General features: G+C 42.3%; 10 protein-coding genes and 1 pseudogene. 1 reads left to right on the top strand and 10 read right to left on the bottom strand.

The genetic code is table 11. The annotated features are described in order from the left end of the window. Positions 1-14: 14 nt before the first annotated feature. The 9 genes from QMA00_RS04745 to QMA00_RS04705 all read right to left on the bottom strand — a co-directional run bounded on the left by QMA00_RS04745 (position 15) and on the right by QMA00_RS04705 (position 13,370). Positions 15-2,672: a glycoside hydrolase family 16 protein gene (locus tag QMA00_RS04745; RefSeq protein WP_076921978.1), complete on the bottom strand. Its 2,658-nt coding sequence runs from the start codon at positions 2,670-2,672 to the stop codon at positions 15-17. Positions 2,673-2,943: 271 nt separating this feature from the next. Next, a complete protein-coding gene (locus QMA00_RS04740; RefSeq protein ID WP_076921979.1) occupies positions 2,944-3,732 on the bottom strand; it encodes a sterol desaturase family protein in 789 nt (262 codons plus the stop codon). Continuing rightward, positions 3,725-4,375, bottom strand: a complete 651-nt coding sequence (locus QMA00_RS04735; RefSeq protein ID WP_076921980.1) for a CDP-alcohol phosphatidyltransferase family protein — start codon at positions 4,373-4,375, stop codon at positions 3,725-3,727. Before QMA00_RS04735 ends, QMA00_RS04740 begins: the two co-directional genes overlap by 8 nt. 28 nt (positions 4,376-4,403) lie before the next feature. Next, complete coding sequence (locus QMA00_RS04730) at positions 4,404-5,042, bottom strand: ATP-binding cassette domain-containing protein (RefSeq protein ID WP_076921981.1); 639 nt, start codon at positions 5,040-5,042, stop codon at positions 4,404-4,406. A 24-nt stretch (positions 5,043-5,066) separates the two neighbouring features. Then, positions 5,067-6,782 carry an ABC transporter permease subunit gene (locus QMA00_RS04725; protein WP_076921982.1) on the bottom strand — a complete coding sequence of 572 codons (1,716 nt, stop codon included), beginning with the start codon at positions 6,780-6,782 and terminating at the stop codon, positions 5,067-5,069. Beyond that, positions 6,779-8,056 carry an ABC transporter substrate-binding protein gene (locus tag QMA00_RS04720; protein WP_076921983.1) on the bottom strand — a complete coding sequence of 426 codons (1,278 nt, stop codon included), beginning with the start codon at positions 8,054-8,056 and terminating at the stop codon, positions 6,779-6,781. Before QMA00_RS04720 ends, QMA00_RS04725 begins: the two co-directional genes overlap by 4 nt. After that, positions 8,043-8,867, bottom strand: coding sequence for a DUF547 domain-containing protein (locus tag QMA00_RS04715; RefSeq protein WP_076922018.1), 825 nt, complete (start codon positions 8,865-8,867; stop codon positions 8,043-8,045). The genes QMA00_RS04720 and QMA00_RS04715 overlap by 14 nt, the downstream gene beginning before the upstream one ends. Beyond that, positions 8,848-11,001 carry a bifunctional TVP38/TMEM64 family protein/FAD-dependent oxidoreductase gene (locus QMA00_RS04710; protein WP_076921984.1) on the bottom strand — a complete coding sequence of 718 codons (2,154 nt, stop codon included), beginning with the start codon at positions 10,999-11,001 and terminating at the stop codon, positions 8,848-8,850. The genes QMA00_RS04715 and QMA00_RS04710 overlap by 20 nt, the downstream gene beginning before the upstream one ends. 14 nt (positions 11,002-11,015) lie before the next feature. Then, on the bottom strand, positions 11,016-13,370 hold the full coding sequence (locus QMA00_RS04705) for a TonB-dependent receptor (RefSeq protein ID WP_076921985.1): 2,355 nt from the start codon (positions 13,368-13,370) through the stop codon (positions 11,016-11,018). Between the two features lie 586 nt (positions 13,371-13,956). On the opposite strand from QMA00_RS04705, the pseudogene QMA00_RS04700 reads away from it, so the two are divergent. Beyond that, a pseudogene (locus tag QMA00_RS04700) lies at positions 13,957-14,280 on the top strand (hypothetical protein); the annotation flags it as partial. A 358-nt stretch (positions 14,281-14,638) separates the two neighbouring features. On the opposite strand, the gene QMA00_RS04695 reads toward QMA00_RS04700, so the two are convergent. Next, on the bottom strand, positions 14,639-16,306 hold the full coding sequence (locus QMA00_RS04695) for a pseudouridine synthase (protein ID WP_076922019.1): 1,668 nt from the start codon (positions 16,304-16,306) through the stop codon (positions 14,639-14,641). Positions 16,307-16,372 lie beyond the last annotated feature (66 nt).

Genomic DNA, 16,372 nt, shown 5'->3' with positions numbered 1-16,372 from the left:
CACTGAATTAGGGTTTATGGGTTAGCGATAACCACATTGTCGATACGATAAACTGCACCGTCACCTGTTCCCCACGCTGGGAACATCATCAGTACATTGATATCGCTAATGTCTAAACCTGCATCAAATAATGATTGCAACGTAAACGTGTATGTTTGCCACTGTCCAATAACAGGTACTTCACCTTCAACGCTTTGTTCAAGAGGAAGCTCTACCGCCGTTGCTGCACCTGTTGACTCAATTTTAAATGTCCACACTGAGTCAGGATCATTTGGTGGTGTCACCATTTTCATTTCAAATTGCACAACACCATTTGCTAATATTGCTGATGCATCAAAAGAAACACCTTCGTCAGCTAAAAAGCCCATTACTGTTGGTGTAGCACCAATAACAAACTCAGCCACTGTGCCGTGTTCAGCATCGTCAGTTTCTTCAGTCGGTGTAGAGCCACCACAACAGTCCCAAATACTCCACATATCTGCGGCTGTATCTTGGAAAATAGTGATTTCATCGCCTGCTGATGCACTCGGATCGTACATTTTAGCGTTATCAACACGGTAAACCGCACCTTCACCTGTGCCCCATGCTGGGAATATCATCACTACATCAATGGCACTTACATCTAAACCGGCGCCCGCTAAGTCAGCGAATGTAAAAGTGTAAGTTTTCCACTCACCAGCAACGGGTGCATCGCCAGCATCGGTTAATGGAAGCTCTACCGCTGTATCGCCTTCATTAGATTCAATCTTCATTGTCCAAATAGCTGCTGGATCATTTGGATTTGACATTACTTTTACATCAAACTGTAGTACACCATTTTCTAAAATACTTGTTGCATCAAATGGTTTACCACTACCACCGGCTGAGGTGCGAGTGTTGAAACCCATTACAGTGGGGGCAACGCCAATGCTAAACTCTGCTGTTAAACCGTGTTCTTCATCGTCCATTGCTTCAATTGGTGTTGAACCGCCACAACAATCCCACATTGGCCAATCTAAGTTTTGTCCGTCTGTGAATAGGTCTACAGATGGTGATTCACCAACATCGCCTTCAATAGCCACATTGGTAATTAAGTACTCAGCGCCTTCACCTGTTTGCCATGTAGGAAATACCATTAATACATCAATGGCACTTAAATCTAAGCCTCTTTCTTGTAGTAAAGAAAGTGGGAATGTATAGGTTTGCCATTGGCCAGTAACAGGGGTTACACCTTCATTACTATCGCTAAGGGCTACATCGCCGGTATTAGGACCACCATCACCCGCTTCAGCTTTTAATAACCAAGTAGTTGAAGATGTTGGCGGGGTTACTACTTTCATATCAAAGGTGAGTCGACCATTTAAATCAAGTAGAGGTGATGCATCAAATGGAGATGAAGTGCCAGTAAAATCATCTGGGAAGTGACCACCGCGGGTAGAAAACCCAAGCACAGTCCCGTTATTATCGTTAATGTTAAACTTAATTACCTCGCCTTTGTCAGCATCGGTAATGGTTTCTGGTGTGGTTCCACCGCAACAATCCCATGCGATCCAGTTGGCATTTAAGCTGCCATCAAAAATATCAAGATTCTTTGCAACACCATCACTTGGCGGGGTAGGTACAGGGGCTTTACCTTCAACAAGTGCATCTTCTAAGTTGTCGTAACCTGGGCGGACTGTTTCACAGCCTTTACCTGTGGTTGGGTTAGAGGCACATTCGTAAACACGCACGTAATCAATCTCAAAGCTTTGACCTTCTGCAAATGCTGCAGCGTCAACGCCTAAGTTATTTACGTTTTCAGGCCAATCACCACCAACAGCATTGTTTAATATAAGATAAAAGTCTTTATCAAATGGGGCATTATCCCAATGCGTTGTTAGCTCGCCGCTACCTTGTTCAAAGTATTCAGCAAACCAGCCTTTGTGCTTTAAGCCAACGGGTTCGTCTTTTGAATTGTAACGAACTTCAGAGCGACGTTGAGTGGCGTATAAATAGCCATCTACGTACCAGCGAATTTCGCCTTCTTGCCATTCAATTGCGTAAGTATGAAAATCGTCTGCAGGATTCATCCCTTCAGGGAATGTATACGCTTTACCTGAACTTGAGTTATTTGGCCATTCACGGCCATAGTGAAGTGTGCCATGAATATTAGCTTCAACGGTGCCATCTTCAGCAACTGTTTTTAAATTTACCGCTTCTAAAATATCAATTTCGCCAGAGCGCGGCCAAGTACCATATTCTTCATCGGTTGGCATCATCCAAAAAGCTGGCCAGCTACCTTGACCCGAAGGCAGCTTTGCACGCATCTCAAAGCGGCCATAAGTAAAGTCTGCGTTGTAACGGGTGTTTAAACGGGCTGATGTGTATGTTTTTTCTGCGCCTTCTTCAGCAGGTAAGGCGACTATGTTTAGTACACCGTCTTTTATAAAGGCGTTTTCTTCACTGTCGGTGTAACATTGTTTTTCGTTGTTACCACCGCCAGCGCAGTTTAGTTCAAAGTTCCACTTGTTAGTATCAATACTAGTGCTGTCAAACTCATCGTTCCATACCATACGCCAGTCAGAGACTGGTTCAGTAGGGCTTACTTTTTCAATATCTGTAGTAGTGGTTGCTGCGTCACCACCACAACCCGCCAGAGATGCTAATGAAATAGCAGCCAAAAGGCGAGTAATGCGTGTTGTTTCAATGTTCATAACTGAACCCCGTTCAACTGATTATTGTCAGAATATAGTGTATTTGTTGATTCTTTCATTTTTGTAAGCGCTTACATTTTTGTGTGTGATAAATGTAAGCGCTTACAAATAATATGGAGGATTTTTAACTGGGTCAAGAATTTGTTTAAATAATTTACAATTTATTTACCTTTAACAGGGTGTTTTTGTTAACAGGAACGGTTAAACGCCCAAGTAATGTTATAAATAAAGGTTTAAAAGGTGTACATGGGCGTTTTCATTAGCCGTATTGCTATTTTTTAAATGGCATTATTAACAATTGCCACAAGGATGAATTTTGTTCGGGGTTTGGGTATTGGCTCAAACCAAGTGCAATACGTTTATCAGGCTGGCTTGCCTGTGATTTATAGCTGCCAAAAAGTCTATCCCACCAAGTTACACTAAACCCAAAGTTACTGTTTGTTTCTTCGGGGTTTTGGCTGTGATGTATGCGGTGCAGCGCTTGGGTAATAAGGATGAGGCGCAGTGGTTTTTCTATTGCGTTTGGCAAGCGAATATTTGCGTGGTTAAACAGTGCTAACCCATTGAGTGTTATTTCAAATATAAGTACTGCAATGGCGGGCACGCCAAGAGCAGTTATGGCGGCAAGCTTTATCAATATGCTAAGACCTATTTCAATAGGGTGAAAGCGCAGCCCAGTGCTTGTATCTACGTGCGCATCAGCATGGTGAACACGGTGTAAACGCCATAAAACTGGAATTTTATGAAATAACCTGTGTTGCCAATAAATCAGTATATCTAGCAACAGCAGGCTAAGTATAATTGCTACTGAAAGAGGCATAGTTAGTTGATTAAACAAACCGATACTATGTTCTTGGTTATAAAGCGCGGCGGCGGTTAACCCTAAAGGAACCGCTAACCGAGCAATCACTGAAGAGGTAAATACAAGACCAAAATTCGCAACCCAACGTTTAGTGGCTTTTATGGGCGATTGCCGTGCAGGGGTTTGCCACTCAAGCAGCATCATTATGACTAAAATACTTACAAAACATCCAAGCCGCCACCATAATTCGTTATCCATTGGTAGCCTCCGTTTTACTGATATTAGTTTCTTGTTGTTTTAATGTGTGATAACCGCCATAAATACGGGTGAAAATCGTTATGGCGCAAGCTGCAGCAAATAAGCTGGCCATTATGGCAAAGTGCTGCGGCCAAATACAAAAGGCAACAAATAAGGCAATGGTTTCTGTGCCTTCAGTTAAGCCATTTAAGTAGTAAAAACTTTTATATTTAAATTGTGGTTTGTCGAGTTTAAATTTTTCAGCGGCAATTGCAAAGGCCAAAAAGCTGGAACCGGTACCTATAAAAGTAGCCAGTAAAATAGCACCTACAATGGCATTTTGTGCTGGATTAGCCAAAATAAAGCCCAGTGGAATCGCTGCGTAAAATAAAAAGTCGAGAGTAATATCTAAAAACCCACCCGCGCTAGAACTTTGATTAGCATAGCGGGCTAATGCGCCATCCAGTCCATCTAAAATTCTATTCAACGCAATGGCGATTAATGCGCCATACCACATTTCAAAGGCAAGTAAAGGCACGGCAAACATACCCACTAAAAAACCAAAAACAGTGAGTTGATTAGCTGTAATGCCGCTTTTATTAATGAGCATAACAACCGGTGTTAGTAGTGGCTTTATAATGGGGGTAACAAATTTATCTAACATACGTATTGCCTTGAATATGAGTCAGGTTTTAAGCATCAGTGCCTAAAGTAATCACTTTGCCAGCTGTTGCCTCCGCGTCACTGTGGTCGTGCGTAACCATAATGGCAGGCAATTTATGCTCGCGTATTTGATTAAACACCAGTTCGCGGGTATCAACACGCAATTGGGTGTCGAGTTTACTAAAAGGCTCGTCGAGTAAAATAGCTTTAGGTTCGCTGAGCAACATGCGTAGCAGTGCAACACGCGCTTGCTGCCCACCAGATAGGCTGTCGGGATGGCGGGCTGCCAACCCTGTTAAGCCAACTTGTTCTAGGGCGTGGTCTATTTTTTCAAGACGCTGCTTTTTATTGCCTTTGGGCATAGCAAAGGCAATATTTCCTGCCACTGTTAAATGCGAAAACAATAAAGCGTCTTGGTAGAGCACCCCAATATGGCGTAAATGCGGGGGTGTGTTATCTATATTTTGATCATTTAGCCATACTTCGCCTTGTGCCCTAAAGTCTTTGGGCAAACAGCCTGTAAGCCAATTTAATAAGCTTGACTTGCCACTGCCCGATGGACCCATAATGGTGAGTATTTCGCCGCCATTTACTTGCTCGTTTAAGCTTAGTAACAGCTCGCCTTGACGATAAAGCTGACAATCTTTGATGTGTAATGATGACTGCATTAAATAGCCTTAATGGTTTTATAGTTAAGCGCGCGCTTTAAAAAAGTATTTAGGTAACACCCATGCCACACCAAAACCAATTAGCGGTAATGCCATTTGTAAAATGGCGTAAACTGCACTGGTGCGCCTGCTTGCGCCATTAGCAAGGGTTACGGCTTCGGTGGTAATGGTACTTATACGCCCGCCACTGGCTAAAAGTGTAGATAAATACTGGCCAAAACTAATCGCCAGCCCAAGCGCTATCGCGATTAAAATAGGGGCGAATAGTTGTGGCAATTTAACCTGTAAAAACACCTTGCAGGGACTTGCCCCCAAGCTTGCGGCAACGCGCGCTAATCGAGGGTCTAAACGCCTGTAACTATCGGCAATAGATAAAAAAACATACGGTAAAACAAATAAAACGTGCACAAATATCACATTAAAAAAGGCATGCTGGCTATTGAGCAGTTGTTGTAACCACACAATACCAAATAAAAACGCAATACTGGGCACTAATAAAGGAAGATAAATAATTAACTGTGTCCATTTCGACAAGAGTTTCGTGTTTAACTGCTCGGCTTCTAAGCACAGCAATACCATAGTGATAGCAAACAGCGTACTTATTCCCCCTATTATTAAGGTATTAAACAAGGGAGTATGTATTTGTGTAAATGCATGTTGAACATGCAGAAATACCACGCTTGAGGGCACAGCATCAGGAAAACGCCAATAGCCCGCTATTGACCACATCACTAACCCAATTAGCGCAGCAACAATAAACGTTAAAATTAGACTTGTGGATGCATGAGTAAACGTGCGGATCAGTTGATGTGCATACTGGCGACGGCCATTAATAAGTGATTGCTTAAAAACTAGAGCGATGATTTTTTCAAGCAATAGCCACGTTAAGAGTAGTCCAACAGTGACCGCTAATTGTAACAGGGCACCCGCCGAGGCTTTTATTCGCAGGTTTAAATCTACATCGTTAAACCAGTGCATTATAGCAACGGCTAAAGTGGGAGGGGTATTTGGGCCAAGAATGAGTGGCATTTCAACGCTGGCGCAGGCATAAGCAAGTACTGCAAAAATAGGTAAACGTAACAGTGGGTATAAACTGGGTAGCACCACTTTAAAAAACGCCACCATAGGGTAATAACCTAAATTAACCGCAATTTGATGCTGCTTGCGTAGCTTTTTGCCAAGTTCGGGTTGTGCCAAAACACCCAATGCAATCAGTAGTAAAAAAGGTAACTCTTTAAGCACAAGCCCAATAATAATGCTCCAGCCAAAAGCGTCGTAAGGTAACGCGCCTTCTGGCGCTAATTGCCAGCCAGTTAACCATGGAGAAACTAAACGAGTAAATAAACCCGATGGGGCAATTAAAAAACTCACTGCAATCGCCGCAGCGGCATGCGGAATAACCAATATTGGACTTAAAATATATTCAATGCGTTTAAGCCACGCACTATTAAAAAACGCGCCAAGCATAATAATCATCAGCATAAACGCGATCAAGGTACTAATAAGCCCTGTTCGTATGCTCAGCCCTACCATGTGTGTCAATCCAGGCGTTTGCCACAATGCGTTAAACCCTGCTAAGCCAATATTTGTTTCATTGAGTGCCGGCGCCCAACCAAAGGCAGGTAAAAGCACGCCGATTACCCCCCCTAAAACAGGTAAAGTAAGCAATGCAACCAAACAGTAAGGACTTAGTTTGACCAAAAAGGTAAATAGGCTATTTGAAGCGGGTACTTTATTCATTGGCTAACCCCATAGCGCGTTTGCCAACCTTGCATTATGGCATTAACCCAACTTGGGTGAGGCTCACTGAGTGTGCGTTTTATGTTATTAAAAGGCAGCGCACTTGGGTGCGGTTGTGTGGTTTTAAATAAGGCTTGTTGCTGGGTATTTAGCATTGATTGGATCAACACGGTTTTATCGCCCCAAATAGTGGGCTTTTGTTTATGAGCTTGCGCTTGAGGGCTTAATAAAAAATTAGCGACTAACTGTGCGCCTTGTGCATGGCTTGCATTATACGGTATTGCTACAAAATGGGTGTTACTTAAACTACCATCATGCATAGCATAACTGCGGGTGCTGGTGGGTAAATCAAAGCGTTGTACTGCAGCGGGCACTTCTGACGCTGAAAAGGTAAACCCGATACTAAGCTCAGTATCGTCAATTAAGCGGCGCATTTGTGCGCCACTTTGCATAAAATGTTTGCCGCTGCGCCAAAGCGTTGGGTGTAATTTATTTAAAAATACCCACAAAGGGTTGAGCACCTCAGTGGTGCTTTTATCTGTAGCTGGCTGGTTTAGCTGTGCTTTTAATTCATCATCGCTGTTGTTATGTAGTACCACTAAAGCGTATTTTAAAAAGCTCATGCCTAAAAAATCAGGCGGCTTTGGGTAACTAAAACGCCCAGGGTTTTGCGCGCTCCAAGTTAATAACTGATGTAGGGTGGTGGGTAATTGATTCGTTGTGCTGCCATCTATTGCTAGGCTGTCGTAATAAAAAGTGAGCGACGCTTGCCCCCAAGGCGCTTCCATTCCGTTTGTAGGCAAACCAAAATCAAAGTTTACCGCGGGGTTATTATTAGGATCGGTTAATGCAAAATTTGGCAGCGTCTGGGCCCAGTCTTTAAGCAGCAAGTCATGCTTACTCATAGCGGCAAAGTTAGCGCCATTGATCCAAATTAAATCGACACTGCCTTGAACGTGATTATTGGCTGATTTTTCTGCTAATACTCGGCTTACTGCTTCGCTGGTATCGCTTAATTTTACATGCACTAATTCAATATCATATTGCGCTTTGACCTGCTCAGCCACCCATTGAATGTAGGCATTTATTTGCGGATCGCCGCCCCACGCATAAAAATAAACGGGTTGGTTTTTACCTTGGCTTTGGATAGTTTGCCAGCGAGTATCAGAAAAAGAGGCTGCCATGGTTTTAAAGCTAGCAATTAAAACAATGCACAAAGCAATACTCAAAAAACAATATCGGCTGAGTATTTGTATTGGCTTAACGACGTGCATTTAAATTCCAGTTGTAATCTAAAAATTTAATTTTCATGTCATTATTTTGCAGCGCTTCTTGTTGAGCGGGTAGCAGTTTTAATGCATCAGCGTATTGTGCTAAAAACGGGTGTAATGTGTTTGCTCCTTTAAAGCCTTGTTCAAAATCACCGCCGTACCATTTAAAAATAGGTGATACATTTAAAGTATTGCCTGTTGCCATGTTGCGGGTGTTGTCTGACAAAAAACGAACAGTTTGCTGGTGTAATTGCTCTTCTAGTTTATCTGCCGAGTAGGCTTCTTCACGAAGTGCAGGGCAACCAATGCTGGCGCAGTTTACTGCAAAGTGAATACGCGGGTCGTTGTATTTACCACTACCACGAATTAACTCATGCTCTATATCATCAAGGCTGCGTGTTTTACCTAGCAGCGAAATAAACTCTTTGCTCCACGGTGAACTAAAAAAGCTACCTAACTCTTTGATTGATTCAATATTAGGGTACTGCGATAATATTAGTTCAACGGTAAAGGCATTATAGGCATTAATTAAAAACGCCAACTGTTTGTGTTTGTCCCACGTGTTAAATTCACCTGGTGTGATGGCTGTTAACGTATTTAAATATGCTTTTAATTGGGTATGCTCGTGTTTAATTGCAGCGTAATCAACCTCAGTGCTGTGCCGATGATTAATAGCGACAACATGTTTAGTTAATAGCGTGTTCCAACTATCGTGCAGGTTTTGTGCACTACTTTTAAACGCCGTGACCAGTAGTGCACTTAAAACTAAAAACTTCAATAACGTATACAAAGGCTTAACCTCGGCGCCATGCATGGTATTTTTCAAGCATGTTTAAAACAGTTTGTGGAGCATGGTTACGTTTCCATTCACCAGCGGCATATTTGTTGCCTTCTGCCCATGTTGGGTAGCTGTGAATTGTGCCTAGAATTTTATTAAGGCCAAGGCCGTGTTTCATGGCTAAAACAAATTCAGCAATTAAATCGCCTGCATGCTCAGAAACCACAGTAACTCCGAGTATTTTGTCTTTTCCTTTAGGAGTGATCACCTTAATAAAGCCATTATTGGCGCTCTCAGTAATGGCGCGGTCTAACTCTTCAAACTCAAAGCGGGTGATTTCATAGTCTATGCCTTTATCAATCGCTTCTTGCTCGTTTAGGCCTACGCGGGCTACTTCTGGATCAATGAAGGTGGTCCATGGAATAACACGGTAATCTACTTTAAACTTTTTAAAGTGGCCAAATAAGCCATTAACCGCCGCGTACCACCCCTGATGAGCCGCAACGTGAGTAAACTGGTACGGGCCTACAATATCGCCTGCGGCAAAAATATTAGGGTAGAGTGTTTCTAGGTAGTCGTTAGTTACTATGGTGCGATTAGTTTCTATACCAAGCTCTTCAAGGCCATAGCCTTTGAGGCGTGCGCTTCGGCCAACGGCACACAGTAGCTCATCATATTCAATATCAATTTCGGTGTCGTTGTGTTTCACCACGAGGTACTTTTTACCCTCGCGTGCTTCACAGCGCAGCGCTTGGTGTGAGGTTAAAATATTAACGCCACTATCGGTCAGTGATTGGTGTGCAAAAGCTGACACTTCAACATCTTCTTTGATCATAACGCGCTGAGTCATTTCAACTTGCGTCACACTTGAGCCTAAACGGGCAAAGCTTTGTGCAAGCTCACAACCAATCGGGCCGCCACCTAAAACAACCAGTTTTTTGGGCGCTTCGTCGAGCTCGGCAAATTTGCTCCATAAAGTATCGCTGGTAACGTAACCGGTTTCTTCAATACCTGGCAGTGGCGGTACAAACGGGCGAGCACCGGTGGCAATAACAAGTGTGCGAGCGGTAAGAGTTTGCGTGCTGCCATCGTTAAGTTTAATTTCTACTGTCCACGGGTCAATCAATTTTCCATAGCCTTTTAAAACCTCCACACCTAAATTTGTGTAGCGCTCTATGCTGTCGTGCGGGGCTATATCAGCAATGATCTGATGTACACGTGCCATTACTTTTTTAAAGGAAAACTGCGGTGTAGTGTTTTCAAGGCCATAGTTTTCGCCATGGCGCATTTGCTGTGCTATTTTTGCACTTTTAATAATCGCTTTACTAGGCACACAGCCAGTGTTTAAGCAGTCACCACCCATTTCGCCGGCTTCAATTAAGGTGACTTTGGCTTTTACTGCGGCGGCAATATAGCTGGTAACTAAGCCGCCTGCACCCGCGCCAATAACAATCATGTTACGGTCGAATTTTTTGGGCTTAGTGTAGTTTTTATAAACCCGTTGTTTTTTAAATACATTTAAAATCGCTTTCGCAATCAGTGGGAATACACCTAATAGAGCAAATGACAGAATTAAATCTAGTGACAAAATGCCCGATAAACGCTCAATTTGTGCAAGTTGAGTACCGGCATTCACAAATACAAAGGTGCCTGCCAACATACCAATTTGGCTCACCCAATAAAAAGTCCACGACTTAATAGCGGTTAAGCCCATCAATAGGTTAATTAAAAAGAACGGAAATACAGGCACTAAACGCAAAGTAAAAAGGTAAAAAGCGCCTTCTTTATCTACGCCTTTATCGATAGCAGCTAAACGCTCAGGAAACCGTTTTTTAATGGTGTCGCGTAATAAATAGCGTGACACTAAAAAGGCAAGGGTAGCACCAATCGTTGAGGCAAACGACGCCACCAGTAAGCCTTCTACTAAGCCAAATAATGCGCCTGCGGCCAATGTTAAAATAGCTGCGCCGGGTAAAGAGAGAGCCGTTACTACCACATAGAGTAAAAAGAACCCGCCAAAAACTAACAACGGCGATTGCGCTTTGTATTGGTTAAACTGATCCATCGACCCTTTTAAGCCATCGAGTGTAAGCAACTGGTGCAAATTAAAATGAAAGAACATGCCAATACCGGCTGCTGCAATCAATACTAACAATAGTTTTTTAATCATATTATCTCTTGGGCTTAAAAGTTATGCGTTAGGGTAAGCTTGGCGTTTATTGGTAGTTCAGGGAATGCCAATGTTGCGCCAAAATAGCCGCCTTCAAACACTGGGCGCCAGTTATCTTGATTTGTGACGTTGTTCACATCTAATCGCAATTTAGTCCTAGGCGTAAACGCATAGCTGGTATTGACGTTTAACGTGTATTGGTCACGAATTTTCACTGTTTGTAAAAAGTCCAGCGGGTAACTCTTTGTATATAATGCTGAAAAACCTGCCTGCCATTTCTCATTAATAGAATAACTACCGTTAACGCTTAACGATTGCTCAGGAATACCTTGTACTTGGCTATTTGAAGGGGCAAACGCTGTATAACTTGGCGCGCCTATACCATTACCGGCAATAATATCTGGGCGTGAGTTATCAAACGCATCAGCAATTTGCGCCGAGTCTTGGCCAGTCGCAGAGTTATCGTAGCGCGCGTCAATATAGCTATAACCTGCACTTAACCAATATGGGTAAGCGTCGTAAAATACTTGGCCTTCAAAACCTGAGGTACGAATACCGGTATTGCTGCCATCGCGGTTGCGTAAACTACGGCGCTGGCTAAATAGGGCGCCATCAGCATACCAATCGCTGTTGGTAGGCGCATATTTTAAGCCAAATTCTACCAGCGTGTTTTCGGTTGCAAAGTTTTGCGCACTAATCGTGTTGTCACCACCTAAGGTGTTACCACCGGCCATACTATTTGAAGTCGCTTCGTTGTAACTTGCTGCGCCGTAACTTGTAAAATCAGTATTGAGCTTGTAATTAAAACTGATTTGGCCAGATTGCAGTGTGTCGTTAATGCTATCACTGGCTGCTATTTGTCCTTGTGGTGCTATGGGATCGTGTGATTCTACATCATAATAATCAACGCGGTAACCCACACTGGTGCGTAATTTATTTGTCCACTGTGAGTCTTGTTGTATAGCAAAGCCAGTTTGCCAAGAACGCGAGTTGGTGGTGTCTGATAAGTTAAAATCACCACTGCCATCACCGTTTATATCGTATTGACCACCTGGGGATACAAATACACCGGGGCGCAGCTCAACTAAGCGTGCTTTTTGCGCATCGGTTAATGGAATACGACGGTTTGAAAGTGGACCCGTTAAATCAATTGGCGTGTCGGCCTCGGTGGTAAATTGGCTGTAGCCAAGTACTTTGTTGTAGCGTACATCAAAGGCTAAGATAGTTTGCTGTTCATTATTCCATTGATACGTTAGTTCAGTGCGGTTCTGTGCGGTATCGGCACCATCTATAATTTCAACAAAACTGTTTTGAGCCACTTCATCACGTTTTAAGTGCTGAAAATAACTAATATTTTTAAGCGACGCTTTATCTGAAAGCTCGCGCTTATAAATACTGTGAAATAGGTAAGTAGTGGCTTCGTTTTGGTTATCAGGATCGGTAAGTACCGTGCTGCGATCAATGTTAACTAACCCTGTTGGAGATACAATTGAACCCGCTGCGGGTACTGTGCTGCCGTTTGCTTGAACGCCTTGGCCGGTAATGTAAAGGCCATGATCGATGAGTGCTTGAGTAGGGCGGTTAATACCTGCGTTGTCGGTAAACTCAACCTGATATAGCTCAAAGTTAATATCCCAGCTGCTTTTATCATCAGGCAATACTCGCAGTGCTGCAAAAAGGCTGTCACTTTTAGTCCCTGAGTAATCGTAGTAGCTTCCATGATCAAGGTGTTCATAACTTACACGAAAACCAATTTTGTCTTTTACAATCGGTGCGGTGTAATCAAGCTGAGCGGTGTATTGATCCCAACGACCCGCAGAGAGCTTCGCTTTACCTTTGTGTTCTTCAGTTGAGGCTTGCTTAGAGTGTAAATTAACAAAGCCACCATTGCGCTGGCTTGAACCAAACAATACTGGAGGAGCGCCTTTAACTACATCTATTTGTTCTACCGCGTTAAATGATAGCGGTACACCAAAGCCGTTATTACCCGCTTGGCGACGAGTTCCATCTTGAAAGAGCTCACCAAATTGGCCTCGAATAGTGGGTAAGCTTGGTGCCCCAAAGCCACTGGCGGCATACGTATTAGGGCTCACAGCAAGTACGTCTTGCAAGGTAGTAATGTTAAGTTGTTCTATTAGCTCTTTTGAAATAGGCGTGACTGAACGTGCTATATCTTGCAGTGCTAAATTATCGCCAAAGGGGCCATTTATGGTTGCATCTTTAACAGAAAGTCCTTGAGAATTTAAACTTTGGCCCGCTACTTCAATACGCTCTATGGCATTTTCTGTTACAGGCTTTGTTGTAGCAAAAGCAATAGCGGGTGTATTTAATAAAGCGGCTATAGATACGGCCAAGGATGAATATTTCAAACGTTTTCTCTCTGTAATTGTATGTTGATGGTTATAAAAGACCGAAAGGCTTAAAAATAACTTTCAGCAATTTAACAATATTGTTATTTATTAAAATATTAAAAATAGCTGCTTTGTTAATCGATTTATTAAACAAGCTTAACAGCTATTTACAATTATTATGAAATAAAAGGGAGTTTGTACGGTCTTTATTGCTTATTAGTTTATTTATATCTTTTTTAAGGAAATTTTATGACAGGTTCAATGAATACTGATGTACAAAATCGTTTGCAGTGGTCTTTATTATCGCTTCGGTGTGGGGTGTTTATAGTGATGTAAAGGGCCTGTTTATCTTTCGAGGTTTAATTTGCAGCTGTATGTTTGGCTTTTAGGCAAGGCAGAGCCTATGTAGTGTGGTTATTCCCCATAAATAGGCGATAACGCAGCATAAATGCCAAACAGACCCTGCTCGAAGGGTTCTGCCTAGGGGCGATTTACTCTTTGTTGCTCGGTTTTTACTTAGTCCACTAGGCTACAAACCTCGCGCCGCGATTAAATCGCCCCTAGCTTGAACAAATTTAAATCTGCAAAGGTCAACAGGCCCTAGTGGACGCTAGATAAATTTGTAAATCCGGGGCATAGCGCCCGAATTTTTGAACACTTTTATGGGATCAGTGGCTCTACCGATACTATTGCTTATATTTTAGGTGCACTGCAATTATTGCTAGTGATAGCATTTTTGGTCGGTATTAAAAAACGTATTACTTACGGTGCTATTTTTATAATGCATGGTTTATCTACGCTTTCTTCATATAATCAATATATTGATGGCTTTAATAATTTACTGTTTTTTGCGGCGTGGCCGATGTGGGCTGCGTGTTTTGCGCTTTATTTATTACGCGATCAAGACGTAAAATTTACGATTAAATAATAAAGGCAAAAAAAAATGGTTATAAGCGTTAGCCTATAACCAATAAAGTACACAGGGAGTGTAGGAAGTTCTGTTGTACACAGTAAACGGTTAGTTACCCATTTACTGTGTGTCATCAAAAGCGCTTATTGGCGCTTTTAATCAAATAAAGAGGACTGTAATAAATACTTGTTTTTATAAAAGCAAAGCTAATGCCAACTTTTAATGCATTGAAATATATAGCTATTTATTGTTTATAAGTAGAAGCTTTGCATAATGCAGGTAAATTTTTCTATATTGTAACGGTAAAGGTTACCGACTTTGCAATATAAAAAATGACAAGGCTTTTAAAACAGAGGGGAGTTTTAGTATCGCTGATTTAAAAATCAGCGGCTACTTCAAATTCTAAACGTTGATGAGAAATAGGGTGGGTGAAGGCTAAATACTCGGCATGTAAATGTAAGCGCTCTGCCTCTGCACCATAATGAGTATCGCCAACTATCGGGGTATTTAAACCTAATTGATGTGCGCAATGCACCCGTAGCTGATGTGTGCGCCCTGTTTTAGGGTATAACTGCAGTCGGGTGGTGTTGTTTTTGCGCTCCAGTACATGCCATGTTGTTAACGACGGTTTACCGGTTTTATAACACACCATTTGGCGTGGTTTATCATCAAAGTCGAGCACAAGAGGTAAGTTAATCACTCCGCTATTCTCAGTAATATTGCCCGCCACTAAAGCAACGTAACGCTTTTCAATTGTGCGTTCAATAAACTGTTTTTGCAGCGCTTTATGCGCGCGCTTATTAAGCGCAATAATTAACAGCCCTGAGGTCGACATATCTAACCGGTGCACAATAAGTGGGCCAGAAGCCGCGGGGAACTGAGTTTTAATACGCATGTACACTGAGTCATCAATATTAATCCCTGGCACCGATAAAAATTCAGCGGGTTTGTTTATTACCAGTAAATCATCGTCTTGATAAACAATAGTTAAGTTTTTTCCTTTTGCAGGGTTTGTTAGTAATGGGTTTTCTTCAACATTTAAGCCTTTTAGCATATGACCTAAAATGGGTTGGCATTTGCTATAACACGATGGGTAATAATGTAAGTGATGCCTAATTGCTGATTTAGGCGGTGCACCCCACCAAAATTCGGCCATAGCCACTGGTTTTAAATGGTGCTTATATGCATATTGTAATAATTTAGGGGCGGCGCAATCCCCCGCTCCCGAAGGTGGCGTGTGCTCAGGAAGTTTGGCAAAAATAGCATTCAGATCGGTCACTTCACCGTGTGCATTTAAAAATTGGTATTGAGCAAATAATTTCTTTTGTAGGTTTTTTGAGAGTGTTTTGCGGCGCTTTTTTAATCCGTTAATTTCACCCAGCATAGCTGCTTGGGTTTGCTCAAGCGCTGTAATTTGCGTTTGCCAGTCTTGCTTTAATGCCTGCAGTTGTTTTTTCTCAACAATACTCTGCCCAGCTAAGGTTGTTTTAAGTTGTTCAAAGTCATCGGCATTGAGTTGCTCTTGGCCAGTTTGGCGTTGCTCTTTTCGCTGTTTGCGGGTCACTTGCATGGCTTGTTGTTTGGCTACAAGTTGCTGTTCATAATTTTTACGTGCTGTAGCTAATTGCTGCTCAAGGGCTTGATAATCTTCACTGTTTTCTAATGCCGTAATTTGCGCATTAATGGCGTTAATGATTTGGCTTTGCTGACTAAATACAGCATCGTCTATGTGTTTAAGTGCCACATTAGGTGCAAAATTCAATAGCTCATCTATGCCCGCTATTTGCCCCGAATACGCGCTAATAAACCCCAGTTGTTGCGCCTGATTTTGAACGACTAGCACACCAAACATTTTACCCGCATCAATATCATCCGTATCTAAAATAGCCTTATCTAGCTTTTTTAATTGCTGTTGTAATTGCTGTGCAGCGACAACGGCCAAAGGGTGCGGTTTATAATAAAATGGAAATGTAAACTGCTCAGGCAGAGCAAGGGAATCGACGTTTTCATCAAAAACGGTAAAGCAGCTAGCAGGGTTTGACATGGCAGTAAAATTAGCAGTTAACAAAATAATTTCCGAGAGTTTAACATAAGCTGTGCTATGTCACTA

This window comes from Pseudoalteromonas sp. APC 3694, from assembly GCF_030407565.1.
GTDB classification, from domain to species: Bacteria; Pseudomonadota; Gammaproteobacteria; order Enterobacterales; family Alteromonadaceae; genus Pseudoalteromonas; species Pseudoalteromonas tetraodonis.
The sequence above is the reverse complement of the archived record's forward strand: the minus strand, read 5'-3'. Positions and strand labels throughout refer to the sequence as shown.